Origin of the sequence: Pseudomonas sp. TNT2022 ID1044, from assembly GCF_028656895.1 — a bacterium.
GTDB classification, from domain to species: Bacteria; Pseudomonadota; Gammaproteobacteria; order Pseudomonadales; family Pseudomonadaceae; genus Aquipseudomonas; species Aquipseudomonas reinekei.
Genome location: NZ_JAMDHB010000006.1, coordinates 1 through 24301 on the forward strand (window position 1 = coordinate 1; position 24301 = coordinate 24301).

Annotated in this window: 26 protein-coding genes and 1 pseudogene; 10 read left to right on the forward strand and 17 right to left on the reverse strand. The window is 59.4% G+C overall.

What is annotated here, in order from left to right; genetic code table 11:
• The coding region (locus M5G20_RS08320; protein ID WP_273918746.1) for a hypothetical protein at positions 1 to 249 on the forward strand (249 nt) is incomplete at its 5' end.
• A gap of 36 nt (positions 250 to 285) precedes the next feature.
• On the opposite strand, the gene tyrS is transcribed toward M5G20_RS08320, so the two are convergent.
• Positions 286 to 1485 (reverse strand): tyrosine--tRNA ligase, encoded by a 1200-nt coding sequence (tyrS, locus tag M5G20_RS08325; RefSeq protein ID WP_273918747.1) that lies wholly within the window; start codon positions 1483 to 1485, stop codon positions 286 to 288.
• A gap of 213 nt (positions 1486 to 1698) precedes the next feature.
• Here tyrS and M5G20_RS08330 point away from each other — a divergent pair, with 213 nt between their 5' ends.
• Both M5G20_RS08330 and M5G20_RS08335 read left to right on the forward strand, forming a co-directional pair.
• On the forward strand, positions 1699 to 3132 hold the full coding sequence (locus tag M5G20_RS08330; protein WP_273918748.1) for a peptidoglycan DD-metalloendopeptidase family protein: 1434 nt from the start codon (positions 1699 to 1701) through the stop codon (positions 3130 to 3132).
• 3 nt (positions 3133 to 3135) lie between these two features.
• Positions 3136 to 4227 carry an anhydro-N-acetylmuramic acid kinase gene (locus tag M5G20_RS08335; RefSeq protein WP_273918749.1) on the forward strand — a complete coding sequence of 364 codons (1092 nt, stop codon included), beginning with the start codon at positions 3136 to 3138 and terminating at the stop codon, positions 4225 to 4227.
• A 66-nt stretch (positions 4228 to 4293) separates the two neighbouring features.
• Here M5G20_RS08335 and erpA read toward each other — a convergent pair whose 3' ends face one another.
• Both erpA and argC read right to left on the reverse strand, forming a co-directional pair.
• Entirely contained in the window at positions 4294 to 4644 is a 351-nt protein-coding gene (gene erpA / locus M5G20_RS08340) for an iron-sulfur cluster insertion protein ErpA (protein WP_007906865.1), read from the reverse strand.
• A 168-nt stretch (positions 4645 to 4812) separates the two neighbouring features.
• Positions 4813 to 5847, reverse strand: coding sequence for an N-acetyl-gamma-glutamyl-phosphate reductase (gene argC / locus M5G20_RS08345; protein WP_150736156.1), 1035 nt, complete (start codon positions 5845 to 5847; stop codon positions 4813 to 4815).
• 135 nt (positions 5848 to 5982) lie between these two features.
• On the opposite strand from argC, the gene hemJ reads away from it, so the two are divergent.
• The 6 genes from hemJ (at position 5983) to coq7 (ending at position 10467) form a co-directional block, all read left to right on the forward strand.
• Positions 5983 to 6414, forward strand: a complete 432-nt coding sequence (gene hemJ, locus M5G20_RS08350; RefSeq protein WP_075946129.1) for a protoporphyrinogen oxidase HemJ — start codon at positions 5983 to 5985, stop codon at positions 6412 to 6414.
• Between the two features lie 31 nt (positions 6415 to 6445).
• The gene (locus M5G20_RS08355) at positions 6446 to 7408 is read left to right on the forward strand and encodes an NAD(P)H-dependent flavin oxidoreductase (RefSeq protein ID WP_273918750.1); all 963 of its coding nucleotides are present in this window, start codon (positions 6446 to 6448) and stop codon (positions 7406 to 7408) included.
• Between the two features lie 76 nt (positions 7409 to 7484).
• Positions 7485 to 8441 (forward strand): DUF805 domain-containing protein, encoded by a 957-nt coding sequence (locus tag M5G20_RS08360; RefSeq protein WP_273918751.1) that lies wholly within the window; start codon positions 7485 to 7487, stop codon positions 8439 to 8441.
• Positions 8442 to 8502: 61 nt separating this feature from the next.
• Complete coding sequence (locus M5G20_RS08365; RefSeq protein ID WP_273918752.1) at positions 8503 to 9291, forward strand: SDR family NAD(P)-dependent oxidoreductase; 789 nt, start codon at positions 8503 to 8505, stop codon at positions 9289 to 9291.
• A gap of 81 nt (positions 9292 to 9372) precedes the next feature.
• Complete coding sequence (locus tag M5G20_RS08370; RefSeq protein WP_150736152.1) at positions 9373 to 9711, forward strand: histidine triad nucleotide-binding protein; 339 nt, start codon at positions 9373 to 9375, stop codon at positions 9709 to 9711.
• A gap of 108 nt (positions 9712 to 9819) precedes the next feature.
• Positions 9820 to 10467, forward strand: a complete 648-nt coding sequence (gene coq7 / locus M5G20_RS08375; protein ID WP_075946508.1) for a 2-polyprenyl-3-methyl-6-methoxy-1,4-benzoquinone monooxygenase — start codon at positions 9820 to 9822, stop codon at positions 10465 to 10467.
• A gap of 108 nt (positions 10468 to 10575) precedes the next feature.
• On the opposite strand, the gene M5G20_RS08380 is transcribed toward coq7, so the two are convergent.
• Positions 10576 to 10998, reverse strand: coding sequence for an OsmC family protein (locus M5G20_RS08380; RefSeq protein WP_008061600.1), 423 nt, complete (start codon positions 10996 to 10998; stop codon positions 10576 to 10578).
• Positions 10999 to 11229: 231 nt separating this feature from the next.
• Here M5G20_RS08380 and crp point away from each other — a divergent pair, with 231 nt between their 5' ends.
• Complete coding sequence (gene crp, locus M5G20_RS08385; protein WP_150736150.1) at positions 11230 to 11874, forward strand: cAMP-activated global transcriptional regulator CRP; 645 nt, start codon at positions 11230 to 11232, stop codon at positions 11872 to 11874.
• A gap of 10 nt (positions 11875 to 11884) precedes the next feature.
• Here the strand turns inward: crp and M5G20_RS08390 are convergent, their stop codons facing one another.
• The 13 genes and pseudogenes from M5G20_RS08390 to M5G20_RS08445 all read right to left on the reverse strand — a co-directional run bounded on the left by M5G20_RS08390 (position 11885) and on the right by M5G20_RS08445 (position 24248).
• Positions 11885 to 12583 carry a lipoate--protein ligase family protein gene (locus M5G20_RS08390; RefSeq protein ID WP_273918753.1) on the reverse strand — a complete coding sequence of 233 codons (699 nt, stop codon included), beginning with the start codon at positions 12581 to 12583 and terminating at the stop codon, positions 11885 to 11887.
• A 124-nt stretch (positions 12584 to 12707) separates the two neighbouring features.
• Positions 12708 to 13544, reverse strand: a complete 837-nt coding sequence (gene trpC / locus M5G20_RS08395) for an indole-3-glycerol phosphate synthase TrpC (protein WP_273918754.1) — start codon at positions 13542 to 13544, stop codon at positions 12708 to 12710.
• The gene (trpD, locus tag M5G20_RS08400; protein WP_273918755.1) at positions 13541 to 14590 is read right to left on the reverse strand and encodes an anthranilate phosphoribosyltransferase; all 1050 of its coding nucleotides are present in this window, start codon (positions 14588 to 14590) and stop codon (positions 13541 to 13543) included. Before trpD ends, trpC begins: the two co-directional genes overlap by 4 nt.
• A 9-nt stretch (positions 14591 to 14599) precedes the next feature.
• Positions 14600 to 15193: an aminodeoxychorismate/anthranilate synthase component II gene (locus M5G20_RS08405; RefSeq protein WP_273918756.1), complete on the reverse strand. Its 594-nt coding sequence runs from the start codon at positions 15191 to 15193 to the stop codon at positions 14600 to 14602.
• 111 nt (positions 15194 to 15304) lie between these two features.
• On the reverse strand, positions 15305 to 16786 hold the full coding sequence (trpE, locus tag M5G20_RS08410) for an anthranilate synthase component I (RefSeq protein ID WP_273918757.1): 1482 nt from the start codon (positions 16784 to 16786) through the stop codon (positions 15305 to 15307).
• Positions 16787 to 16856: 70 nt separating this feature from the next.
• Positions 16857 to 17675, reverse strand: a complete 819-nt coding sequence (locus M5G20_RS08415; protein ID WP_273918758.1) for a phosphoglycolate phosphatase — start codon at positions 17673 to 17675, stop codon at positions 16857 to 16859.
• Positions 17672 to 18346, reverse strand: coding sequence for a ribulose-phosphate 3-epimerase (rpe, locus tag M5G20_RS08420; protein WP_053162900.1), 675 nt, complete (start codon positions 18344 to 18346; stop codon positions 17672 to 17674). Before rpe ends, M5G20_RS08415 begins: the two co-directional genes overlap by 4 nt.
• A gap of 80 nt (positions 18347 to 18426) precedes the next feature.
• Positions 18427 to 19575, reverse strand: coding sequence for an iron-containing alcohol dehydrogenase (locus M5G20_RS08425; protein ID WP_273918760.1), 1149 nt, complete (start codon positions 19573 to 19575; stop codon positions 18427 to 18429).
• A 117-nt stretch (positions 19576 to 19692) separates the two neighbouring features.
• A pseudogene (locus M5G20_RS30145) lies at positions 19693 to 19773 on the reverse strand (DUF4381 domain-containing protein); the annotation flags it as partial.
• Positions 19774 to 19791: 18 nt separating this feature from the next.
• Positions 19792 to 20616 (reverse strand): ABC transporter permease, encoded by an 825-nt coding sequence (locus M5G20_RS08430; protein ID WP_273918761.1) that lies wholly within the window; start codon positions 20614 to 20616, stop codon positions 19792 to 19794.
• A gap of 12 nt (positions 20617 to 20628) precedes the next feature.
• Positions 20629 to 21876, reverse strand: coding sequence for an ABC transporter permease (locus M5G20_RS08435; RefSeq protein WP_273918762.1), 1248 nt, complete (start codon positions 21874 to 21876; stop codon positions 20629 to 20631).
• A 159-nt stretch (positions 21877 to 22035) separates the two neighbouring features.
• Positions 22036 to 23079, reverse strand: coding sequence for an ABC transporter substrate-binding protein (locus M5G20_RS08440; protein WP_075946145.1), 1044 nt, complete (start codon positions 23077 to 23079; stop codon positions 22036 to 22038).
• A gap of 44 nt (positions 23080 to 23123) precedes the next feature.
• Positions 23124 to 24248: an ABC transporter ATP-binding protein gene (locus tag M5G20_RS08445; protein WP_273918763.1), complete on the reverse strand. Its 1125-nt coding sequence runs from the start codon at positions 24246 to 24248 to the stop codon at positions 23124 to 23126.
• Between the last annotated feature and the right edge of the window lie 53 nt (positions 24249 to 24301).

A 24301-nucleotide genomic window follows, 5' to 3' on the forward strand; every position in this document is an offset into this window, starting at 1 on the left:
CCAGTTGCTGTCAAGGGGTTATTTTCAGAAGTTTTCAAGGATTTCCTTAACAACTTCAACCACTTGCGCTTTCGATCTCTCGTCAGCGGGAGGCGAATTCTACAGCGTTACACGCTGCTGTCAACACCTCTTTTTCAACTTCCTTTTGGCTTCGATGAACTGAAGCAACCCGCTGCCGAAAACTGCGTAACTCATTGTTTACCAAGGAGTTTTCCGTTTCGACTGCGCCGGAAGTGGGGCGAATTATAGGCTTCTAAAATTCGCCGTCAACCCCTTATTTCAGGTTTATTCGGATTTGAGCGTAATACGCGCAAATGCCTTCTTCCCCGCCTGACAAACATGGGTCGCACCCCGTACGAATATAAAGGTGCGATCGACAACCTCACCATCTATACGCACACCGCCAGAGCCCAGGAGATCTCGCGCCATCGCCGAGTTCTTAACCAACCCTGCTTTATTAAGGACTGCAGCGATCGGCATATCCTCGGCAGCAGTCAATTCGATTTCCGGCAGATCATCCGGCAGCTCGCCATCTTTCATGCGGTTGCCAGCGGCGCGATGAGCATTGGCCGCAGCCTCCTCACCATGGAAGCGCGCAACGATCTCTTCAGCCAGCTTGATCTTGATATCGCGCGGATTAGCACCCGCCTCTACATCAGCACGGAATGCATTGATCTCATCCATGGAGCGGAAGCTGAGCAACTCAAAGTAACGCCACATCAGCGCATCCGGAATGGAAACCAGCTTGCCGTACATAACACCCGGCGCCTCCTGAATACCGACGTAGTTGCCCAACGACTTGGACATCTTCTTCACGCCATCCAGACCTTCAAGCAGCGGCATGGTCAAAATGCATTGTGCTTCCTGACCATACCCACGCTGCAGCTCGCGCCCCATCAGCAGGTTGAACTTCTGGTCGGTACCACCCAACTCAACATCCGCACGCAGGGCAACCGAATCGTAGCCCTGAACCAGCGGATAGAGGAACTCGTGAATGGCAATTGGCTGATTGGTCGTGTAGCGCTTGTCGAAATCATCGCGTTCGAGCATGCGCGCCACGGTGTACTGAGAAGTCAGACGAATGAAGTCGGCCGGCCCCATCTGATCCATCCAGGTGGAGTTGAACGCCACTTCAGTCTTGGCCGGATCGAGAATCTTGAAAACCTGAGTCTTGTAAGTCTCGGCGTTCTCCAGAACCTGCTCACGGGTCAACGGAGGACGGGTTGCACTCTTGCCGCTCGGATCGCCGATCATCCCAGTGAAGTCACCGATCAGGAAGATCACCTGATGCCCCAGCTCCTGGAACTGGCGCAGCTTATTAATAAGCACGGTATGACCCAGGTGCAGATCCGGCGCTGTCGGATCGAAGCCTGCCTTAATACGCAGCGGCTGGCCGCGCTTGAGCTTTTCAACCAGCTCGGACTCGACCAACAGTTCTTCTGCACCACGTTTGATCAGCGCTAGCTGCTCTTCAACCGACTTCATAACCAACCTGCAAGGCTCAGATTCAAAGGGAACTAACCATACAAGAACGCGCGTCAAATACAAGGTTTGCCCGGCGCGCGGACGCCAATCCACAGACAGGGGTGTCTGTGGACTTGCTTCAGAGATGATTTGGTTATATTTTATACAGTTATTTCATCTTCATCATGTCATTCATCTTTTCCAATCCATCTTTTCAAAGTCAAAAAATTACTTATGACCAAAGAATCGTCTAAAGCGCCACCGCTTTACCCGAAGACCCACCTGCTCGCAGCGAGCGGCATCGCCGCCCTTCTGAGCCTGGCGCTTCTGGTATTTCCTTCCAGTGATGTAGAAGCCAAAAAGACAACCCTGAGTCTTGAACTGGAAAGCCCTGCTGAACAACTGACACAAGATCAAGACGCTGCTGAGGCCGTCCAAGCCACAAATGAGCCAGCAGCTTCTCCTTTCGCGCAGATTGAAAACAGCGCCGAAGAGACACCGCAAACCGCTGAAGCCGCACAGGAACAAGCTCCCGCAGAAGTGGTTGCCGAAGAAAAGAAGGACCCCAACCACAGGGAAGTGATTGTCGCCAAAGGCGATACGCTTTCCACGCTTTTCGAGCAGGTCGGTCTTCCTGCCACTGCGGTAAATGACGTGCTCGCCAGCGACAAGCAGGCCAAGCAGTTCAGCCAGCTCAAGCGCGGGCAGAAACTCGAGTTCGAATTGGGTCCGGATGGCGAGCTGAGCAACCTGCATAGCAAGATCAGCGACCTCGAAACCATCACCTTGAGCAAGAATGACAAGGGCTACACGTTCAACCGCATTACCGCCAAGCCGACCGTGCGTTCCGCTTATGCTCGCGGCGTCATCAACAGTTCGCTTTCGCAATCTGCCGCGCGCGCCGGCCTGTCCCACAGCCTCACCATGGACATGGCCAGTGTGTTTGGCTACGACATCGACTTCGCCCAGGACATACGCCAGGGTGACCAGTTCGACGTGATCTACGAACAGAAAATGGTCAACGGCAAAGCTGTCGGCAACGGGCCGATCCTGTCTGCCCGGTTCACTAACCGTGGCAAGACCTACACGGCCGTGCGTTACACCAACAAACAAGGCAACACTAGCTATTACACCGCCGATGGCAACAGCATGCGCAAGGCCTTCATCCGTACTCCGGTTGATTTCGCCCGCATCAGTTCGAAGTTCTCCATGGGCCGCAAACACCCGATCCTCAACAAGATCCGCGCCCACAAAGGTGTGGACTACGCAGCGCCGCGCGGTACGCCAATCAAGGCTGCAGGTGACGGCAAGGTATTGCTGGCTGGTCGCCGCGGCGGTTACGGCAACACCGTGATTCTCCAGCACGGTAATACCTACCGCACGCTGTATGGCCACATGCAGGGCTTCGCCAAAGGCGTCAAGACTGGCGGCACAGTCAAGCAGGGCCAGGTTATCGGCTACATCGGCACTACCGGCCTATCCACCGGCCCGCATTTGCATTACGAGTTCCAGGTGAATGGTGTACACGTCGACCCGCTGGGGCAGAAAGTCGCGATGGCAGATCCGATCTCCAAAGCCGAACGCGCACGCTTCCTCGCACAGAGCCAACCGCTGATGGCGCGCATGGACCAGGAAAAAGCCACTCAGCTGGCTTCGGCCAAGCGCTAAGTCATGGCGCTTTATATAGGTGTGATGTCCGGGACCAGTCTTGATGGCCTGGATATCGCGCTGATCGAGCAGACTCCGGCGATCAAGCTGATCGCCACGCACTACATTCCCATGCCCGACTCCTTGCGCACAGAGCTGCTTGGCTTGTGCGCCAGCGGTCCGGACGAGATTGCCCGCTCAGCCATCGCCCAGCAAAACTGGGTAAAGCTGGCGGCACAGGGTATCAATACCCTCCTCGCTCAGCAGGACCTCACCCCTGACGATGTTCGCGCGATTGGCAGCCATGGCCAGACCATTCGCCACGAACCAGCACGCGGCTTCACGGTGCAAATCGGCAACCCCGCGCTGCTGACCGAGCTGACGAACATCACCGTGGTCAGCGACTTCCGCAGCCGCGACGTAGCCGCCGGCGGTCAGGGCGCGCCTCTGGTTCCAGCCTTTCATGAAGCCTTGTTCGAAGAGCGGGCCGGCAACCGTGCCGTCCTGAACATCGGCGGTTTCAGCAACCTTAGCCTGATCGAGCCTGGCAAACCGGTGGCCGGCTTCGACTGCGGTCCGGGCAACGTGCTGCTCGATGCCTGGATTCATCAGCAGCGCGGCGACAGCTATGACCGTGATGGCCAGTGGGCCGCCAGCGGCAAGGTCGAACCTGCCCTGTTGAAGTCACTGCTCAGCGACCCATTCTTCGTTACTCAAGGCCCGAAGAGCACCGGCCGGGAAGTGTTCAACCTGCCATGGTTGATGCAGCACCTGGCGCAGCTACCGACCTTCGCTGCCGAAGACGTACAGGCAACACTGCTCGAACTGACTGCCCTGACCATCATCGATTCGCTGCAAGGCGCGCAGAACGACACTCAAGAAGTGCTGGTCTGCGGCGGTGGCGCGCATAACGCCGCACTGATGAATCGCCTCGCCAGCCTGCTGCCAAAGGCGCAAGTCAGCAGCACATCAGCCTATGGCGTCGATCCTGACTGGGTCGAAGCCATGGCGTTTGCCTGGCTCGCTCACTGCTGCCTCGAAGGCATCGCCGCCAATCGCCCAAGCGTTACCGGCGCCCGTGGATTACGAATCCTCGGTGCCATCTACCCCGCATAAACCCCAGACAGCAAAACGCCGCAGGGCCGGAAGGCCATGCGGCGTTGAGTGATGCTGGAGCGCTGATCAGATCGAGAACGAAGACCCGCAACCACAGGTAGTGGTCGCGTTCGGGTTCTTGATAACAAAACGCGAACCTTCCAGACCTTCCTGATAATCCACCTCAGCGCCTGCCAGGTACTGGAAGCTCATCGGATCGACGACCAGACTCACTCCTTCGCGCTCGACGATGGTGTCGTCATCGGCCACTTCTTCATCGAAGGTGAAGCCGTACTGAAAACCTGAACAACCGCCGCCCGTAACGAATACGCGCAGCTTCAAGCGATCATTCCCCTCTTCATCGACCAGGCTCTTCACCTTGTGCGCGGCACCGTGGGTGAATTGCAAAGCCGTGGGGGTGAAGGATTCGACGCTCATGCTGACTATCTCCCGGCGTTACGCCGTCATATTGCGTGATGACGCGCATTATCCGCTTCTCCTAGAAAAGCGGTCAACTATTGTTATGGTATATCAACCAATCCAGCCGCCAGCCGAAAATGCAAAAAGGCCCGTTTAACGGGCCTTTTTACTGTGCGCGATCGAGTCCTACGGCAACATGCCTGCGTGGGACAGACCAAAGCGCTCATCCAGACCGAACAGGATGTTCATGTTCTGCACCGCCTGACCCGACGCACCTTTGACCAGATTGTCGATCACAGACAGCACCACCACCAGATCTCCGTCTTGCGGACGATGCACCGCGATACGGCACACGTTGGCTCCGCGAACACTGCGGGTTTCCGGGTGGCTGCCGGCTGGCATTACGTCGACGAACGGTTCGTTGGCATAACGCTTTTCAAACAGCGCCTGCAGATCCACCGAGCGATCCACGACGGTCGCGTACAGCGTCGAGTGAATGCCACGGATCATCGGCGTCAGGTGCGGGACGAAGGTCAGGCCGACGTCTTTGCCGGCCGCCCGACGAAGGCCCTGGCGAATTTCCGGCAAGTGACGGTGACCTTTGACGGCGTAGGCCTTCATGCTTTCCGACGTCTCGGAGTACAGCGAACCTACAGCAGCGCCACGACCGGCACCGCTGACGCCGGATTTGCAGTCGGCGATCAAGACGCTGGTATCCGCAAGACCGGCTTCAAGCAGCGGCAGGAAACCCAATTGCGTGGCCGTTGGATAGCAGCCCGGCACAGCAATCAGGCGCGCCTTCTTGATTTGCTCGCGGTTGACTTCCGGCAGCCCGTAGACCGCTTCGTCCAACAGTTCTGGTGCGCCGTGCGGCTGGCCATACCACTTGGCCCATTCATCGGCATCCTGCAGACGGAAGTCTGCCGACAGGTCGATGACCTTGGTGCCGGCGGCCAGCAGCTCACCTGCCAAGGCATGGGCGACGCCGTGTGGCGTGGCGAAGAACACCACGTCGCAGGCGCCCAGGGTCTTGATGTCCGGAACGCTGAACGCCAGGCCGTCGTAATGGCCTCGCAGGTTCGGATACATATCGGCCACGGCCAGGCCTGCCTCGGATCGGGAAGTGATCACAACCACTTCAGCTTGCGGATGTTGCGCCAACAGACGCAGCAGTTCGACACCGGTGTAACCCGTGCCGCCGACGATACCGACCTTGACCATAAACCTGCCCTCAACGAACCCACTGGAAAGCCGTCGATAATAGGGGCCGCGCGCGCCTGCGACAACCGGCAAGGTGACGTGCGGACGCTCAAGCCTCTACTATTCGGGCTACCGTGAATCCTGGAATAACTAAAAATGCTTTTTCTTTGGCTCAAAGCGCTCCACATCGTCAGCATCGTTTGCTGGTTTGCCGGTCTGTTCTATTTGCCGCGCCTGTTCGTTTATCACGCCCAAAGTGAAGACACGATCAGCAAAGAACGCTTCAGCCTCATGGAGCGCAAGCTGTACCGGGGCATCATGGGACCGGCGATGATCGCGACCCTGATCTTCGGTGGCTGGTTGATCAGCCTGAACCCCAGCGCGTATTTCGGCCAAGGCGGCTGGATGCACGCCAAGTTGACTCTGGTGGTGTTGCTGATCGGCTATCACCACATGTGCGGCGCGCAGGTGAAGCGATTTGCGCGTGGCGAAAACACCCGCAGCCATGTCTTCTTTCGCTGGTTCAATGAAGTGCCGGTTCTGATATTGCTGGCAATCGTAATTCTGGTCGTGGTTCGGCCGTTCTAATTCCAACAGACAACTCACCGGGGTACTTCCAATGTCGCTGCCCGCTCTGCTCGAACAACGCCTGCGTCTGCCCGTGGTGGCAGCGCCGATGTTCCTGATATCCAACCCGCAACTGGTGCTCGCCTGCTGCCGCAACGGCGTGGTCGGCAGCTTTCCGGCATTGAACCAGCGCGAGAGCAGCGGCTTCAAAGCCTGGCTGGAGGAGATCGAAGCAGGGCTGGCGACAATGGAGAACCCTGCGCCCTATGCGGTCAATTTGATCGTCCACAACAGCAATCCTCGACTACAGGCTGACCTTGATATCTGCATCGAGCACAAAGTGCCGATCGTGATCACCAGCCTCGGCGCGGTGAAAGAACTGGTCGATGCAGTCCACAGCTACGGCGGCCTGGTGTTCCATGACGTGACAACCCGTCGCCATGCCGAGAAGGCTGCCGAGGCCGGTGTGGATGGACTGATCGCCGTGGCTGCAGGCGCCGGCGGGCATGCCGGGACCTGGAGCCCGTTTTCGCTGATCGCCGAGATCCGGCAGTTCTTCGACAAGACCCTGTTGCTGGCCGGCTGCTTGAACCACGGCCACGAAATTCTCGCTGCACAACTGCTCGATGCGGACCTCGCCTACTTCGGCACGCGATTTATCGGCACCACCGAAAGTCATGCGCCTGACGCTTATAAAGAGATGCTGCTGACATCCAGAGCCGCGGACATCGTCCATACTCCAGCGGTGTCAGGTGTACCGGCGAGCTTCATGCGCCAGAGCCTGGAGGCCGCCGGCTTTGACATGGCAGCGCTGCAAAACAAAGGCGAGGTCAATTTCGGCTCTAAACTCAAGCCGTTGAACGATGAAGCCTGGAAAACCGTGTGGTCCGCAGGCCAGGGCGTAGGCGAAATCGATGACCTGCCGAGCGTTGACCAGTTGGTCACGCGCCTCGACGCCGAGTATCGCAAGGCTCTGGAACACGCCGCGCAGTTACCCAAGCGGTGGCCACGCTGAAACAATATGAGCCAGCCAAACAAGGCTGGCCATACACTCGCTGCATTAAAACTCTCGCGACAAGGATGCCTCGGCAATGAGCGAAAACCGTTTCAAGATCGTATTCGACGGCGCTTTGCTGCCAGGTGTCGATATCAGCACCGCCAAACTCAATCTCGCGGCGCTGTTCAAGAGCGACATCACCGCCATCGAGCGCTTGTTCAGTGGCCGGCCGGTGGCACTCAAGCGCGATCTGTCTCACGACGATGCGCAAACCTACCTCCAGGCACTGAAGAACACCGGTATCGAGGCCCGTATCGAGTCCGAACCTTCGATCGAATTGAATCTGTCCGACGTTCACGAGCATGTGCCAGCTGCCGCCGTCGCAGAACCTCAATCCCCTTACGCCCCTCCATTGGCTAATGTGAGTGAAGGTGTTGCGGGGTTCGCCACACTCAAACCCTTTGGCGTTGATGGGCGTATCGGGCGCCTGCGCTTTCTCGCGTGGTCGATGGTGCTGAGTCTCGTGACAATGGCCGTGGTTGGTGTGTTCGCCATCATCGGCCTCGCACTGGTGAGCAGCGACTCGACCGCCAGCCTGATCATCGGAGGCATCCTGGCCTTCTTCCTCTGTCTGGCGTTCCTCATCGCCAGCATCATGATCAGCGCCCAGCGCTTGCACGATATTGGCTGGTCAGGCTGGCTATGGCTGCTGAACCTGGTGCCATTCGTGGGCAGTTTCTTCCCGCTGTTGCTGCTGGCAATGCCGGGAAATCAAACCGCCAACCGGTATGGCGCTCCGCCGCCGCCCAATAGCACTGCGGTCAAGGTGCTGTCTGCATTATGGCTCGTGGTGATTGCGCTGGTTATCGTCGGTGCACTGGCGGGAGGCCTCTCGGCCATACAGGACGAATACCAAAACACCCTCGAAAGCAGCTACCAAAGTGGCTCGGTCACCACCGACGAAATTGAAATCGAGGTCGAGCCAGACGCAAATTCGGCCGCCGATGCAGCCGAAGAAGCCCGGCCCCCTGTAGACTCTGCGAAAGAATGAACAGCGCTCCCCACCCGCGACACCCGCGTCGCGGCGCGGAGCTGTTGCGATGGAGAACTGCATGACCCGTTACGCTCTGATCACTGGTGCTTCCAGCGGCATCGGCCTGGCGATGGCCGAAGCGCTGGCCCGGCGAGGCCGCAGCCTGCTTCTGGTGGCACGACAGCGTGATCAGCTGGAAAGTATTGCGACGGAACTGACTCAACGGTTTGGCGTGGAAGTGCTGTTCCGTGCCTGCGACCTGGGCGAACCGCTGCGGTTGTCCGGGTTCCTGCTGGAGCTGGAGGAAGGCGACCGCCAGATCGACTTGCTGGTCAACTGCGCCGGTATCGGTACGTGCGGACCCTTTCTGGCCCAGGACTGGATGACCGAGCAAGACCTGATCGAAGTAAACATCCTGGCCCTGACGCGCCTGTGCCACGCCATCGGTAACAGCATGGCGCTACAGGGCGGTGGGCAGATTCTGAATGTCGCCTCGGTCGCGGCCTTTCATCCCGGCCCATGGATGAGCACTTATTACGCGAGCAAGGCCTATGTGCTGCACTTCTCCGAAGGGTTGCGCGTCGAGCTGAAAAAATGTGCGGTCAAAGTCTCGGTGCTCTGCCCCGGTCCGACCCGCACCGGTTTTTTCCGCACCGCGCAGCTGAACGCGGACAAACTGGCCGACAGCAAACTGCTGATGAGCCCGGAAGAAGTCGCGCTCTATACCGTGCGGGCCCTTGAGAAAAACCGTGCAATCATTATTCCGGGTCGGCGCAACCGCTGGTTCGCCACCCTGCCCCGGTTCGGCTCGCGCTGGCTGATCCGGACAATCACCGGCATGGTCAATAAGGCTTACTGCCCGCGCTGAGCGGCCAGCCAGGTAAAAAGCTGGGCTCGGGCAAATCCCGTGAGTACACTCAGGCCAGTCCAAACAACGGAGAAAACAGCTGTGGATACTCTGTTCACCAAGATCATCAACCGGGAAATCCCGGCAAAGATTATTTACGAGGACGACCAGGTCCTGGCCTTCCACGACATCGCCCCACAGGCACCGGTACATTTTCTGGTGATTCCGAAGAAGCCGGTGCGCACCCTGAACGACCTGACCGAAGATGACAAGGCATTGGCCGGGCACATTCTGTTCACGGCCCAGCGCCTTGCCATGGAGCTGGGTTGTGAAAAAGGTTTTCGCGTTGTCATGAACTGTAATGAAGAAGGTGGGCAGACTGTCTATCACATTCATATGCATGTGCTGGGTCAACGCCAGATGCACTGGCCGCCGGGCTGATTTTTAGCCGGCTGCCAGGGTTTTGTGGTGACCTCACACATGACCCAGCGCAAACCTTCCCCGGCCGATTGGGTTAAACTGGCCGCCGAGATTCCTCCGGAGGTCAGCATGACTACCCAACGTCACTACTCGCCGATTGACCGCCTTCTGCTGCAAGCCGATGCCGCGATGCGTACTTTGCTGCCGTTCAGTGGCCAGCCATACCGCCCGTCGCCCGCCATCGTGCAGCCGGATGTGAAAATGAGCGACGAAGACACCCGGCACGTCGCCGGCCTGATGCGCATCAACCATACCGGCGAGGTCTGCGCCCAGGCGCTTTACCAAGGACAGGCTCTGACCGCCAAGCTGCCGCAAGTGCGCGCCGCCATGGAACATGCCGCCGAAGAAGAAGTCGACCATCTGGTCTGGTGCGAACAACGCATCCACCAGCTGGGCAGCCACACCAGCATTCTCAATCCGCTGTTCTATGGCATGTCGTTCGGGATCGGCGCGGTTGCGGGGCTGATCAGTGACAAAGTCAGCCTGGGGTTCGTTGCGGCGACAGAAGATCAGGTATGCAAACACTTGAACGAACACCTTGAGCAACTGCCGGCCGAGGATGAGAAGTCCCGGGCGATTCTTGAGCAGATGCGCCTCGATGAAGAGCAGCATGCCGAAAGCGCGCTGGAGGCTGGTGGTTTTCGTTTTCCGGCGCCGGTGAAGTTCGGGATGAGTTTGTTGGCCAAGGTGATGACCAAGAGCACTTATCGGATCTGACCTGTCCGACCTCTTCGCGAGCAGGCTGGCTCCTGTGGCGGAGTTGCGATATGAAAAAGGCGACTGCCGTGAGGGAGTCGCCTTTTTTATGAATCATTGAATGTCGACTCAGCCGAGCTCGATGATTTCGTAGTCGTGGGTAATCTCGACCCCGGCCGCGCCCAGCATGATCGAGGCCGAGCAGTATTTTTCGGCGGACAGTTCAATGGCGCGTTTGACTTGGGCTTCTTTCAAGCCACGGCCCTTGACCACAAAGTGCATGTGGATCTTGGTGAAGACTTTCGGGTCCTCGGTCGCGCGCTCGGCTTCAAGGAACGCTTCGCAGCTCTCGACAGCCTGACGGGACTTCTTGAGGATGCTGACCACATCGAAGTTGCTGCAACCGCCAACACCCAGCAGGAGCATTTCCATCGGCCGAACACCCAGGTTGCGGCCGCCGGCATCGGGCGGACCATCCATCACCACGACATGACCGCTACCGGATTCGCCGAGGAACATGGCTTCGCCAGCCCATTGGATGCGTGCCTTCATCGCCAAGACTCCACTGTATAAAAAAGGGTCGCCAGCTTAGCACAGCCCCTTGAGATGAAAGCGTCCCGAGGTCCTAGGACTTATCCATCTGCCGCGTAGGTAAAATCTCGAATATTGCCGGAAGTGTCTGTTAAGCTGACGCCAATTCGCTGACGCACAACCAGCCTTTGCCGCGGCTTGCGCAATTCATAAAAAATCAAACATACCGTGCAGTTTTTTCGGGATACAACCATGGTTGCTATTGCCCCCACACTCAAGATTAAAAACCTCGATAAACTGCTGATGCATTGTCAGCGTCGTCGCTACCAGGCCAAGAGCAACATCATTTGTGCCGGAGACCGCTCAGAGACGCTGTTCTTCATCATCAAAGGATCGGTCACCATCCTGATCGAGGATGACGACGGTCGGGAAATGATCATCGCGTATCTCAATACCGGGGACTTCATCGGCGAGCTGGGCCTGTTTGAACAGGCGGGTCTGGAACAGGAGCGCAGCGCCTGGGTGAGGGCCAAGGTCGAATGCGAAGTTGCGGAAATCAGCTACGCGAAATTCCGCGAACTGTCGCAGCAAGATCCAGACATTCTTTACGTGCTCAGCGGACAAATCGCACAACGTCTGCGCAATACCACGCGCAAGGTGGGTGACCTGGCGTTCTTCGACGTGACCGGCCGCGTTGCACGTTGCCTGCTGGAACTGTGCAAACAACCAGACGCCATGACCCACCCCGACGGCATGCAGATCAAGGTAACCCGTCAGGAAATCGGGCGAATTGTCGGGTGTTCCCGGGAGATGGTCGGTCGCGTGCTCAAGGATCTTGAGGAGCGCAACCTGGTGGACGTCAAAGGCAAAACCATGGTGGTCTTTGGTACTCGATAAGTTCGAAAACCTAGCCGCTGAACATCTGCTTGAGCATTAGCCCGTAGAGTTCGTCCAGACGGGCCAACGCATCCGGCGCCGCGAACTTTTCATGCAGGGCGATGTGGCTTTCGGCGCGAACCCTCTGCTCCAGACCGCACGCCTGATTGAAGCGATTGACCGCCGCGACCATCGACTCTCGTTCGTTATCAATCAACATCGCCCCGTGCACCAGCCCGACTGGACGCTGACCGCCCTGACTCTGGCGCCAGCGCTGGGCGGTGCCGACCATCTTGCGGCCGTCCAGGTTGACGTTGAATCGGCCGTCGCAGAACGCACCGTCGATTTCACCGAGGGACGACGTGCCGCCCAACTCATCCAGCAAGTGGCAGATCGGATCGCACAGACGCCGGTAGCCGGATTCGATGCGGTTCAAATCGCCTTCGCTGCGCGGTGGTGCGTAAACCAGGGCGATGTTGATCGTTGTGGCTGACTGAGGAACCGGTTCGCCGCCGGTATCGCGCAACAACACTGGCCAGCCCGCCGCTGCCGAAACTTCACATGCAGCATCGAAACCTGGCAAACGATTCAATCGGCGAGGCATCACCAATGCCTGATCGCTCGGCTGCCAGAACAGCAGGCCAAACTCCGACTCACCGGCACAGACCGATGCCAACAGATCCTGTTCGGCTTGCAGGCCGGCTTCGATGGTCAGAGCATCTGGGGTCATAAAGAAATCCGAAAGACCTTCAGTCTGTAGTGAATCTTATGCCGCCATCGCGAGCAGGCTCCCACAGTGGATCTGTGGGTTAGCAAATCCTGCTCGCGATGGGGTCGACTCGATCTGCGAGCTATCAGTCCAGTGTAGAACCGCTGACAGGAACGCCACGCTCAGGGAAGAACAGACGCTGCAACTCGGTGCCCGGGCTCTCGGCGCGCATGAACGCCTCGCCGACCAGGAACGCGTAGACGTCACTGATTTCCATCAATTCGACATCGGCGCGATTGAGGATGCCGCTTTCGGTGATCACCAGACGATCACGCGGAATGCGCGGCAGCAGGTCGAGGGTGGTTTCGAGGCTGACGTCGAATGTGTGCAGGTTGCGGTTGTTCACGCCCACCAGCGGCGTGTCGAGGATTTTCAAGGCCCGCTCCAGCTCATCGCCGTCGTGGACTTCCACCAGCACATCCAGGTCGACGCTTTTGGCCACGGCGGCCAGCTCGGCCATTTTCACGTCATCCAGCGCGGAGACAATCAACAGCACGCAATCGGCACCGAGCGCACGGGCTTCAACGATCTGGTACGGATCGATCATGAAATCCTTGCGAATGACCGGCAGCTTGCACGCCGCACGAGCCTGTTGCAGATACGCATCGGCACCCTGGAAGTAGTCGATGTCGGTAAGCACCGACAGGCAGGTCGCGCCGCCCTTCTCGTAGCTTTTAGCGATGTCGGCAGGAACGAAGTGCTCGCGGATCACGCCTTTGCTCGGCGAAGCTTTCTTGATTTCAGCGATGACCGCCGGCTGTTTCAGTTTGGCCTGAGCCTGCAACGCCTTGGCAAAACCGCGGGGGGCATCGGCCGCCTTGGCCAGGTTTTCCAGCTCGGCGAGGCTTACGCGAGCACTACGCTCGGCAACTTCCTCGACTTTTCGCGCCAGAATCTTTTCCAGAACCGTCGGTACACTCATCCCTCATTCTCCACTTTGAATACCGCGGTAAATGCACCCAACTCCTCAAGTTTTTCCCGAGCGAGACCGGTATGCAGCGCATCGTGCGCCAGGGCTACGCCCTCTTTCAGGCTGCTGGCATGGTCGGCGGCGTACAGCGCAGCGCCGGCATTGAGCATAATCATCTCCGCAGCCTTCTGACCGTTTTCGGTCTTGCGCTTGCCCAGGGCATCGCGAATCAGCTCAAGGGATGCCGCCGGGCTTTCCACCGCCAGGCCGTGCAGGCTCTGGCTTTTCATGCCCAGATCTTCCGGCTCGACCCAGTATTCGGTGATTGTGTCGTCCTTGAGCTCCGCCACGAAGGTCGGTGCCGCGAGGCTGAACTCATCCAGGCCATCTTTCGAATGCACCACCAGCACGTGTTTGCTGCCCAGACGCTGCAACACTTCGGCCAGCGGCCGGCACAATGCCTGGGTGAACACGCCCACCACCTGATGTTTCACGCCGGCCGGATTCGTAAGCGGGCCGAGCATGTTGAACAGCGTACGCAAGCCCAGATCCTTGCGCGGACCGGCGGCGTGTTTCATGGCGCTGTGGTGGGTCTGGGCAAACATGAAGCCGATACCGACGTTGTCGATGCAGCGCGCCACCTGGACCGGCGTCAGGTTCAGGTAAATACCGGCGGCTTCGAGCAGGTCGGCACTGCCGCTCTTGCCCGAGACCGCGCGGTTACCATGCTTGGCCACGGTGCAGCCGGCCGCCGATACGACGAACGCGGAAGCGGTCGAAACGTTGAAAATATTCGCGCCATCACCGCCGGTGCCGACTACATCGACCACGCCGTCGAGGGTCTTGAGCTCGACCTTGTCCGCCAGTTCGCGCATGACCGACACGGCGCCGACGATTTCGTCGATGCTCTCGCTCTTCATGCGCATGGCCATCATGAACGCGCCGATCTGCGCCTCGGTGCATTGGCCGGTCATGATTTCGCGCATCACATCGCGCATTTCATCGGTGCTGAGGTCGAGGTGATCGACGATACGGCTCAGGGCTGTCTTGATATTCATGAGGAGTCCTTAGCGCGTGCCGCCGGTTTGTTTGAGGAAGTTGGCGAACAGTTCGTGGCCCTGCTCGGTCAGGATCGACTCAGGGTGAAACTGCACGCCTTCGATGTTCAAGGTCTTGTGACGCAGGCCCATGATCTCGTCGACCGAGCCGTCTTCGAGCTGAGTCCATGCGGTCAGTTCCAGACAATCAGGCAAGGTTTCGCGTTTGACGATCAAAGAATGATAGCGGGTGACGGTCAGCGGATTGTTCAGACCGGTAAAGACGCCCTTGTCTTCGTGGAACACCGGGCTGGTCTTGCCGTGCATGACCTGGCGAGCGCGGACCACATCGCCACCAAAGGCCTGGCCGATGGATTGATGGCCCAGGCACACGCCCAGAATCGGCAGCTTGCCGGCGAAGTGTTTGATGACGTCAATCGAGACGCCGGCTTCGGTCGGGGTGCAAGGGCCGGGAGAAACAACGATGCGCTCTGGGTTGAGGGCTTCGATTTCGGCAACGGTGAGTTCATCGTTGCGCACGACTTTAACCTGGGAGCCCAGCTCACCAAGGTATTGCACAACGTTGTAGGTAAAAGAGTCGTAGTTATCGATCATCAGCAACATGGCGTTAAGAACCTCTTGAATTCACTGACTACTAATACGGCGTTCGATTGAATCGCCCGCAGCGTCCAGCGCTTGATCGCTCAAGGCGGCCGGCATACGGGCAGTCATCGGTCAGCCTTGCGGAGTTTGTTCAGCCAGCGCCACCGCACGGAACATCGCACGACGCTTGTTCAGGGTTTCTTCCCATTCCAGCGCCGGCACCGAGTCGGCGACGATGCCGCCGCCGGCCTGAACGTGCAGTTCGCCGTTCTTGATCACCGCCGTACGGATGGCAATGGCGGTGTCCATGTTGCCGTTCCAGGCGAAATAGCCGACGGCACCGCCATAGACGCCGCGCTTGACCGGTTCCAGCTCGTCGATGATTTCCATCGCGCGAATCTTCGGTGCTCCGGACAACGTGCCCGCCGGCAGGATCGCCCGCAGTGCGTCCATCGCCGTCAGCCCGGCCTTCAATTGCCCGGTGACGTTGGACACGATGTGCATCACATTGGAGTAACGCTCGATGACCATTTTTTCGGTGAGCTTCACCGAGCCGACTTCCGAAACCCGACCGGTGTCGTTACGACCCAGGTCGATCAGCATCAGGTGTTCGGCGATTTCCTTGTCGTCGGACAGCAGGTCTTTTTCCAGCGCCAGGTCAGCTTCTTCGTTGGCGCCGCGCGGGCGGGTGCCGGCGATCGGGCGCACGGTGATCAGGTTGTCTTCGACCCGCACCAGCACTTCAGGTGAACTGCCGACGACGTGGAAATCGCCGAAGTTGAAGAAGTACATATAAGGCGTCGGATTAAAGCAGCGCAGTGCGCGGTACAGATCGATTGGCGCAGCCTTGAAGTCGATCGACATGCGCTGGGACGGCACGACCTGCATGCAGTCACCGGCCAGGATGTATTCCTTGATGGTATCGACGGCTTTTTCGTAATCGTCCTGGGTAAAACTGGAGCGGAACACCGGATCAGCGGCTTGCTGCTTGCTGAAATCCAGGCCACGGCGCGGCGTGATGGGCTGACGGAGTTTCTCCAGCAGCTCTTCCAGGCGCGCGCGGCCCTGTTCGAAAGCGTCTTCCTGCGCCGGGTCGGCCAGAACGATCGCGTGCATCTTGCCGGCGAGGTTGTCGAACACGACAACCGCATCGGACACCATCAGCAGGATGTCCGGCACGCCCAGCGGGTCCGGGTTCGGGCACTTGCCCAGACGCTTCTCCACATAACGCACGCAGTCGTAACCGAAGTAACCCACCAGACCGCCATTGAAGCGCGGCAGGCCGGCGATGGTCGGCACGTTGTAGCGGGCCTTGAAGGCTTCGACGAACGCCAGCGGATCTTCAACGTCGTGGCTTTCGGTCTCTATGCCATCGACGGTCACGCTGACGTGATGGTCGTGGACCCGCAGCACGGTGCGGCATGGCAGGCCGATGATGGAGTAACGGCCCCATTTCTCGCCGCCCTGCACCGATTCGAGCAGATAGGAGTTCGGCTCATCCGCCAGTTTCAGGTAGATCGACAGCGGCGTGTCGAAGTCGGCCAGGGTTTCGCAGGCAAGCGGGATGCGGTTGTAGCCGGCAGCGGCCAAACGCAGGAATTCTTCGCGGATCATGAGGTGCCTCGTGGCTTGAGGGTCTAACAGTCAGGTATGCAAACGCGCCGGATAACCGGCCAGGATCAAGTCAGGCGCGCCAACGCCAGCGGGCCAGGGCCTTGATGACTTTCATCCAGAGTTTGCGAGTGACCACCACGATGGGATTTCCAGGAGGGGATTGAACAGCGTCGGGCAACGTTATCTCAGCGGCAAGATCCAGGCAACCGGGAATTAACTTGCGCAGATCGTCGATCACCAGCGCCGGCGACTCTTCGGCGATTGGCCGGCCATGGTTATAGCCGTAGCTCAACGCCACGCACTTGACGCCGGCTGCCTTCGCCGCCAGTACATCACTGCGCGAATCGCCGACGAACAAGGATTGCGAGGCCGGGATGTTGGCCATTTTCATGACGAAAAACAGCGCGGCCGGATCGGGCTTTTTCTGTGGCAGGGTGTCGCCACCGATGATCCACTTGAAATACCGGCCGATCTTCATCTGATCCAGCAGCGGCGCGACAAAGCGCTCCGGCTTGTTGGTGATCAGCGCCATCTCCACTCCCTGTTTGTGCAGCCATTTCAGGGTGTCGCGCACACCGGGATAGACCACGGTCAGCTCGTGGCTTTCGCCGTAAGCCTGCATGAAGATCTCCAGCGCCTGCTCGGCCTCGGTGTTGTCGACCATCGAATGTTCGATACCACCGGCCAGCGCCCGTCTCACCAACACAGGGGCGCCATTGCCGACCCACTCACGCACCGCTTCGATGCCGGCAGGTTGACGCCCGAGTTTGAGCAGCATGTTATCCACAGCCGCCGCGAGGTCGGGGACCGAATCGATCAACGTGCCATCCAGATCGAACATCACCAGACGCGGCAAACGCCCTGGGAACAACTGCTCAAAGCCACTCATGGGCGAGCCAGCGCCAATTCGGAACGCATCTTGTCGATGACTTCCTGATAGTTCGGCGCATTGAAGATGGCCGAACCGGCGACGAAGGTGTCGGCGCCCGCCGCAGCGATTTCACGGATGTTGTTCACGTTCACGCCACCGTCGATTTCCAGGCGGATATCGCGCCCGGAAGCATCGATCAACGCCCGTGCTTCGCGCAGTTTATCGAGGGTGCCGGGGATGAACTTCTGCCCGCCGAAGCCCGGGTTGACGCTCATCAGCAGGATCATGTCGACCTTGTCCATCACGTACTTGAGCACGTCCAGCGGGGTCGCCGGGTTGAACACCAGACCGGATTTGCAGCCGCCTTCGCGGATCAGTTGCAGGGAACGGTCGACGTGCTGTGTGGCTTCCGGGTGGAAGGTGATGTAGGTCGCGCCGGCTTCGATGAAGTCGCCGACGATGCGGTCCACCGGGCTGACCATCAGGTGCGCGTCGATCGGCGCGGTCACGCCGTACTTGCGCAGCGCCGCACAGACCATCGGGCCGATGGTCAGGTTTGGCACGTAATGGTTGTCCATGACATCGAAGTGCACGAAGTCGGCGCCAGCGGCCAGAACATTGTCCACTTCTTCACCCAGGCGGGCGAAGTCGGCGGAGAGAATCGACGGAGCAATTACGAAGGGCTGCATGACGCACCTTTACTGAGCAGAATCACGATGGCGCGCATTGTATACCTCATGCTTTGGCGCGCGCACCGTGAGCGCGATGATCAGTAGGCAGCGCGGTAGATCTTCTCGATATCAATCGCGCTCAATTTGCGCGGATTGTTGCGCATCAAACGCTCAATGCCCGCAGCTTCCACTGCCATGGCCGGGATGGCGTCCTCGGGCACCCCGAAGCTGCGCAGGCCGCAGGGGATTTCCACCGCTGCACACAACTCGGTCATGGCCTGCACGGCTTTGTCGGCTGCGTCATTGGCGCTCAGGTGCGCGGTTCTCACACCCATGGCTTCGGCAATATCCTGCATGCGTTCGACGCAGGCCATCTTGTTCCAGGTCATGACATAGGGCAGCAGCAAGGCGTTGCTGACGCCATGAGCAATGTTGAAGCGCCCGCCCAACGGATACGCCAGCGCATGCACCGCACCGACCCCGGCATTGCCGAACGCCATGCCGGCCATCAGGCTGGCGGTGGCCATGTCTTCACGGGCCTGCAGGTTCGAGGGGTTGGCGTAGGCCTTGGGCAGCGCCTTGGCGATCAGCTTGATGGCGCCGATGGCCAGGGAGTCGGTGATCGGCGAGGCATTGACTGACAGATAGGATTCGATGGCATGCACCAACGCATCGACACCACTGGCCGCGGTGACGCTACGCGGACAGGTCAGGGTCATTTGCGGGCTGACCAGCGCCACGTCCGGCAATAGATAGTCGCTGACGATGCCCTTCTTCAATTGCGCGACCTTGTCGGAAAGGATCGCCACGTTGGTCACTTCCGAGCCGGTGCCGGCGGTCGTCGGGATCGCAATCAACGGCGGGCCTTTACGCGGCACCTGGTCGACGCCGAACAAATCCTCCAGCGCGCCGTGATAGCCGGCATACGCCGCGACACTCTTGGCGATGTCGATGGCACTGCCGCCGCCCAGGCCGATCAAGCCGTCATGCCCGCCTTCGCGGTAGACCCGCATGCAGTCTTCGACAATGGCGATTTCCGGGTCAGGCAGCACTCGGTCAAAGATCTCGTAGGTTCGCTCACCCAATTGCGCCAGCGCCAGCTCTACCGTGCCGGACTTGACCAGCGCGGCGTCGGTGACGATCAGCGGGTTGTCGATGTCCAGACGCGTCAGCTCGGCCGCCAGTTGCTCGATGGCCCCTGCGCCGGTGATCAGTTTGTGAGCGATTTTGAAAGAGGAAAGACTCATGTGCGCAGCCTCTTATAGATGTGGGAGCTGGGCACAAGAGTAGCTGGGGATTGGGCGTTGTCTGCTATTCAGGTCATGAATGACCGCAGATCCCGAAAACACCTCAAAACAACTGTGGGAGCCTGCTCGCGAAGACGGTGTGTCATTCAACGTCGATGCCGACTGACACGACGCTTTCGCGAGCAGGCTCGCTCCCACAGGGGATGGTGTTTCGCTTCAGACCTGTGCGGTACGCAGTTTTTCGCTACGGCCACGCAGCCATTCCAGGGTCAGCAGCAGGATCACCGAGAAAGCGATCAGCAGCGTCGCGGCGGCGGCGATGGTCGGGCTGAGGTTTTCACGGATGCCGCTGAACATCTGTCGAGGCAAGGTCGCTTGCTCGGGGCCGGCGAGGAACAGTGTCACCACAACTTCATCGAATGAGGTGGCGAAGGCGAACAGCGCACCGGAAATCACGCCCGGCGCGATCAGCGGCAGCGTCACGCGACGGAATGCGGTCAGCGGCGACGCACCGAGGCTGGCAGCGGCGCGCACCAGGTTATGGTTGAAACCCTGCAACGTCGCCGACACCGTGATGATCACGAATGGCACACCCAGCACCGCATGCACCACGATCAGCGAGAAGAAGCTGTTGCCCAGCCCCAGCGGCGCAAAGAACAGGTAGCTGGCCACACCGATGATCACCACCGGCACCACCATCGGCGAAATCACCAGCGCCATCACCAGCGCCTTGCCGGGAAAGTCGCCGCGGGTCAGGCCGATGGCCGCCAGCGTACCGAAGACCATCGCCAGCACCGTGGCCGCCGGGGCGACGATGATGCTGTTCCTCAGCGCCCGCATCCACTCCGCCGAGGCGAAGAAGTCCTGATACCACTGCAGCGAGAAGCCTTGCAGCGGGTACACCAGGAAGCTGCCAGAGTTGAACGACAGCGGGATGATCACCAGCACCGGCAGGATCAGGAACAACAGGATCAAGCCGCAGAGAATCCGCAAGCTGTAGAACCACACCCGCTCAATGGGCGACATATAAGGACTCAGCATCTCAAACTCCCCTTAGCTCAGGCGCAGGCGGCTCGCGCCCACCAGCCAGCTGTAAATCAGATAAAGCACGACCGTCGCCAGCAACAGCAGGCCGCCCAGCGCGGTCGCCATGCCCCAGTTGATACTGGTGTTGGTGTAGAAGGCGACGAAGTAGCTGACCATTTGATCGTTCGGGCTGCCCAGCAACGCCGGGGTGATGTAGTAGCCGATGGCGAGGATGAACACCAACAGGCAACCGGCACCGACACCGGCATAGGTCTGCGGGAAATACACCCGCCAGAAACTGGCGAACGGATGGCAACCAAGGGAAATCGCCGCGCGCATGTAGGTCGGCGAGATGCCTTTCATTACGCTGTAGATCGGCAGGATCATGAACGGCAGCAGGATGTGCACCATCGAGATGTAGACCCCGAGCCGGTTGAACACCAGCTCGATCGGCTTATCGATGATGCCTATCGCCATCAGGCCGCTGTTGATCAGGCCACCCGATTGCAGCAACACGATCCACGCCGCAACCCGCACCAGGATCGAGGTCCAGAACGGCAACAGCACCAGGATCATCAGCAGGTTGCTCTGCCGCGAAGGCAGGTTCGCCAACAGGTAAGCCAGCGGATACGCCAGCACCAGGCAGATCGCGGTGATGACCAGGCCCATCCAGAAGGTGCGGGCGAAGATGTCGAGGTAGATCGCCTGGTCCGGGGTGGCCGGGGCGATTTCGCCGAGGTCGTCGATGCGGTGATCGACGGCCGCCAGCAAGTAGTACGGGGTGATGCTGCTGGTGTTGCGGCGCACCGCTTGCCAGTAGGCTGGATCGCCCCAGCGCTCATCGAGACCTTCCAGCGCTTCTTTATAAGAGGCCGGTTCAGTAGCGAGCGGCAAGGCACGAGCGGTTTTGGTCAGCAGGCTGCGGTAGCCAGCCAGTTCCATGTTCAGGCGTTTGGACAAATCGCCCAACGTTTGATTCTTGCGGGCTTCGGCGAGGTCTTCGGCGGCCGCTTTGTAAACCGGTTCAGCGGGCAGGCCGCGGCCGTCCCAACTGGCGATGGCGGACACAGTGCGCGGCATGCCGCCGACCACTTCCGGGTTGCCCACGCTTTTGTAGAGCAGCGCCACGATCGGCACCAGGAACACCAGCAACAGAAACAGCACCAGCGGCGCGATCAGGGCCTGAGCCTTCCAGCGGTTGACCCGCTCGGCATGCTTGAGCCGCTGCTTCAAGGTGGGGTCAGTGCCCGCGTTGACGGGAACGGCGATAGCCATGGCGTACTCCGGAAATCTTTGATCGTTGCAGAGGTGACATATCACCTCGAACTTTTAATGTGGGAGCGAGCCTGCTCGCGAAGGGGTCGGCACATCCGAATTCATTGCCGACAGTTCTAGCGCTATCGCGAGCAGGCTCGCTCCCACAGGGTCGTACTTTTATTTCGCAGCCCAGGAATTGAAGCGCTGCTCCAGTTGCTCGCCGTTGTCAGCCCAGAAGCTGACGTCGATTTGCACCTGGTTGGCGATGTTTTCCGGGGTGGTCGGCATGTCTTTCAGGACATCCTTGGCCAGCAACGGTACGGCTTGGGTGTTGGCCGGGCCGTAGGCGATGTTTTCCGAGTAAGTCTTCTGCTGCTGTGGCTGCACCGAGAAGGCGATGAATTTCTTCGCCGCTTCGGCACGCTTGGCGTCCAGACCTTTTGGAATGGCCCATGCATCGAAGTCGTAGATGCCGCCGTTCCACACCACTTTCAGGTTGCTTTCTTTCTGCACGGCAGCGATACGGCCGTTGTAGGCCGAGCTCATGACCACGTCACCGGAAGCGAGGTACTGCGGCGGTTGCGCGCCGGCTTCCCACCACTGGATGTTCGGCTTGAGCTCATCGAGCTTCTTGAACGCGCGGTCCTGACCATCTTTGCCGGCCAGCACTTTGTAGACGTCTTTGGGCGCAACGCCGTCGGCCATCAGTGCGAATTCCAGGGTGTACTTGGCGCCTTTACGCAAGCCACGCTTGCCCGGGAACTGCTTGGTGTCCCAGAAATCCGCCCAGCTGGTCGGTGCGGTTTTCAGCTTGTCGGCGTTGTAGGCCAACACGGTCGACCACACGAAGAAGCCCACGCCGCATGGCTGGATGGCGCCCTTGACGTAATCTTCAGCCTTGCCGAACAACGCCGGGTCCAGTTGCTCGAACATGTCTTCGTCGCAACCACGGGACAGTTCTGGCGATTCAACCTCTACCAGATCCCAGGACACGCTTTTGGTGTCGACCATGGCCTTGACCTTGGCCATTTCACCGTTGTACTCGCCCGCCACGATTTTGCCGTTGCCCGCCGCTTCCCAGGGTGCATAGAAGGCTTTGACCTGCGCCGCCTTGTTCGCCCCGCCAAAGGACACCACGGTCAGGTCCGGGCCTGCGGCCATCGCGTGCGAGGCACCGATCATGCCCATGACCAGAGCTGTGAATTTCAGGGATTTCAACATTGATATTGTTCTCCACGTGCAGGGTTGGTGAAGCAGAAGGGCGATCAGTTCGCCTCTAGAAGTGGGTCGAGCGCACGAACGTGTTCGACCTGCCAGCCAAGCGGTACCACATCGCCGACCGCCAGCCCTGGATCGAGCTCGGCAATCGGTTGTTTCACGAAGAAGTCGGTCTTGCCGCAGACTTCCAGGCGAACCCGGACGTGGTCGCCCAGATAGATGAATTCCGCCACCCTTCCCGAGAAGCGGTTGACGCACGACTCGCTGGAACCATTGAGGCTCACGCGCTCCGGGCGAATAGACAAAGTGACGGGTTCGCCGGTCCGGCCGACGTTGACCGCGAGGGCTTCGACCTTTTCACCGCGACCCAGCTCCACGATGCAACGGTCGCCGGTCTGGCTGTGCAGACGGCCATTGAGGCGATTGTTCTCACCGATGAAGTTGGCGACGAAGGTGTTTTTCGGCTCTTCGTAGAGGGCGCGTGGCGGCGCGATCTGCTGGATTTCGCCTTGATGGAACACCGCCACCCTGTCGGACATGGTCAGGGCTTCACCCTGGTCATGGGTCACGTAGACCACGGTCACGCCGAGACGCTGGTGCAGGTGTTTGATTTCCATCTGCATGTGTTCACGCAGTTGTTTGTCGAGGGCGCCGAGGGGTTCGTCCATCAACACCAGTTGCGGTTCGAACACCAAGGCGCGAGCCAGTGCCACACGCTGCTGCTGACCACCGGACAGTTGCGCCGGGTAACGCTGGGCGAACGCATCGAGCTGCACCATGCTCAGGACTTTTTTGACTTTGTCGCTGACGTCGCTTTTATTCAGCCCGCGCACGGTCAGCGGGAACGCCAGGTTCTCGGCGACGGTCATGTGCGGGAACAACGCGTAATTCTGGAACACCATGCCGATGTCACGCTTGTGCGGCGGCACGTTGTTGATGGAGCGCCCGGCCAGCAGAATTTCACCCGCGGTCGGTGTTTCGAAGCCGGCTAGCATCATCAGGCTGGTGGTCTTGCCGGAGCCGGACGGCCCGAGCAAAGTGAGGAATTCGCCTTTGCGAATGTCCAGGTTGAGGTCTTTGACGATCAGGTTCTCGCCGTCGTAGCTCTTCTGCACTCCACGAAAGCTGACCAGAACATCATTGGCCCCTGCACTTGAATCGACCTGGCTCATACCCACACCTTTGTTGTTGATGACTGCTGTGGACTAAGCCTAGTGGACGCCGG

Excerpts from the sequence above, each read along its gene's own strand:
- M5G20_RS08440 (WP_075946145.1), bottom strand. The coding sequence starts at position 23,079 with ATGTTGAAATCCCTGAAATTCACAGCTCTGGTCATGGGCATGATCGGT.
- tyrS (WP_273918747.1), bottom strand. The coding sequence starts at position 1,485 with ATGAAGTCGGTTGAAGAGCAGCTAGCGCTGATCAAACGTGGTGCAGAA.
- hemJ (WP_075946129.1), top strand. The coding sequence starts at position 5,983 with ATGCTTTTTCTTTGGCTCAAAGCGCTCCACATCGTCAGCATCGTTTGC.
- M5G20_RS08380 (WP_008061600.1), bottom strand. The coding sequence starts at position 10,998 with ATGAAGGCACGCATCCAATGGGCTGGCGAAGCCATGTTCCTCGGCGAA.
- M5G20_RS08430 (WP_273918761.1), bottom strand. The coding sequence starts at position 20,616 with ATGCTGAGTCCTTATATGTCGCCCATTGAGCGGGTGTGGTTCTACAGC.
- M5G20_RS08415 (WP_273918758.1), bottom strand. The coding sequence starts at position 17,675 with ATGAGTGGCTTTGAGCAGTTGTTCCCAGGGCGTTTGCCGCGTCTGGTG.
- M5G20_RS08390 (WP_273918753.1), bottom strand. The coding sequence starts at position 12,583 with ATGACCCCAGATGCTCTGACCATCGAAGCCGGCCTGCAAGCCGAACAG.
- rpe (WP_053162900.1), bottom strand. The coding sequence starts at position 18,346 with ATGCAGCCCTTCGTAATTGCTCCGTCGATTCTCTCCGCCGACTTCGCC.
- argC (WP_150736156.1), bottom strand. The coding sequence starts at position 5,847 with ATGGTCAAGGTCGGTATCGTCGGCGGCACGGGTTACACCGGTGTCGAA.
- trpD (WP_273918755.1), bottom strand. The coding sequence starts at position 14,590 with ATGAATATCAAGACAGCCCTGAGCCGTATCGTCGATCACCTCGACCTC.
- crp (WP_150736150.1), top strand. The coding sequence starts at position 11,230 with ATGGTTGCTATTGCCCCCACACTCAAGATTAAAAACCTCGATAAACTG.
- M5G20_RS08425 (WP_273918760.1), bottom strand. The coding sequence starts at position 19,575 with ATGAGTCTTTCCTCTTTCAAAATCGCTCACAAACTGATCACCGGCGCA.
- coq7 (WP_075946508.1), top strand. The coding sequence starts at position 9,820 with ATGACTACCCAACGTCACTACTCGCCGATTGACCGCCTTCTGCTGCAA.
- M5G20_RS08445 (WP_273918763.1), bottom strand. The coding sequence starts at position 24,248 with ATGAGCCAGGTCGATTCAAGTGCAGGGGCCAATGATGTTCTGGTCAGC.
- M5G20_RS08360 (WP_273918751.1), top strand. The coding sequence starts at position 7,485 with ATGAGCGAAAACCGTTTCAAGATCGTATTCGACGGCGCTTTGCTGCCA.
- M5G20_RS08435 (WP_273918762.1), bottom strand. The coding sequence starts at position 21,876 with ATGGCTATCGCCGTTCCCGTCAACGCGGGCACTGACCCCACCTTGAAG.
- M5G20_RS08335 (WP_273918749.1), top strand. The coding sequence starts at position 3,136 with ATGGCGCTTTATATAGGTGTGATGTCCGGGACCAGTCTTGATGGCCTG.
- trpE (WP_273918757.1), bottom strand. The coding sequence starts at position 16,786 with ATGATCCGCGAAGAATTCCTGCGTTTGGCCGCTGCCGGCTACAACCGC.
- M5G20_RS08330 (WP_273918748.1), top strand. The coding sequence starts at position 1,699 with ATGACCAAAGAATCGTCTAAAGCGCCACCGCTTTACCCGAAGACCCAC.
- M5G20_RS08355 (WP_273918750.1), top strand. The coding sequence starts at position 6,446 with ATGTCGCTGCCCGCTCTGCTCGAACAACGCCTGCGTCTGCCCGTGGTG.
- erpA (WP_007906865.1), bottom strand. The coding sequence starts at position 4,644 with ATGAGCGTCGAATCCTTCACCCCCACGGCTTTGCAATTCACCCACGGT.
- M5G20_RS08365 (WP_273918752.1), top strand. The coding sequence starts at position 8,503 with ATGACCCGTTACGCTCTGATCACTGGTGCTTCCAGCGGCATCGGCCTG.
- M5G20_RS08405 (WP_273918756.1), bottom strand. The coding sequence starts at position 15,193 with ATGTTGCTGATGATCGATAACTACGACTCTTTTACCTACAACGTTGTG.
- trpC (WP_273918754.1), bottom strand. The coding sequence starts at position 13,544 with ATGAGTGTACCGACGGTTCTGGAAAAGATTCTGGCGCGAAAAGTCGAG.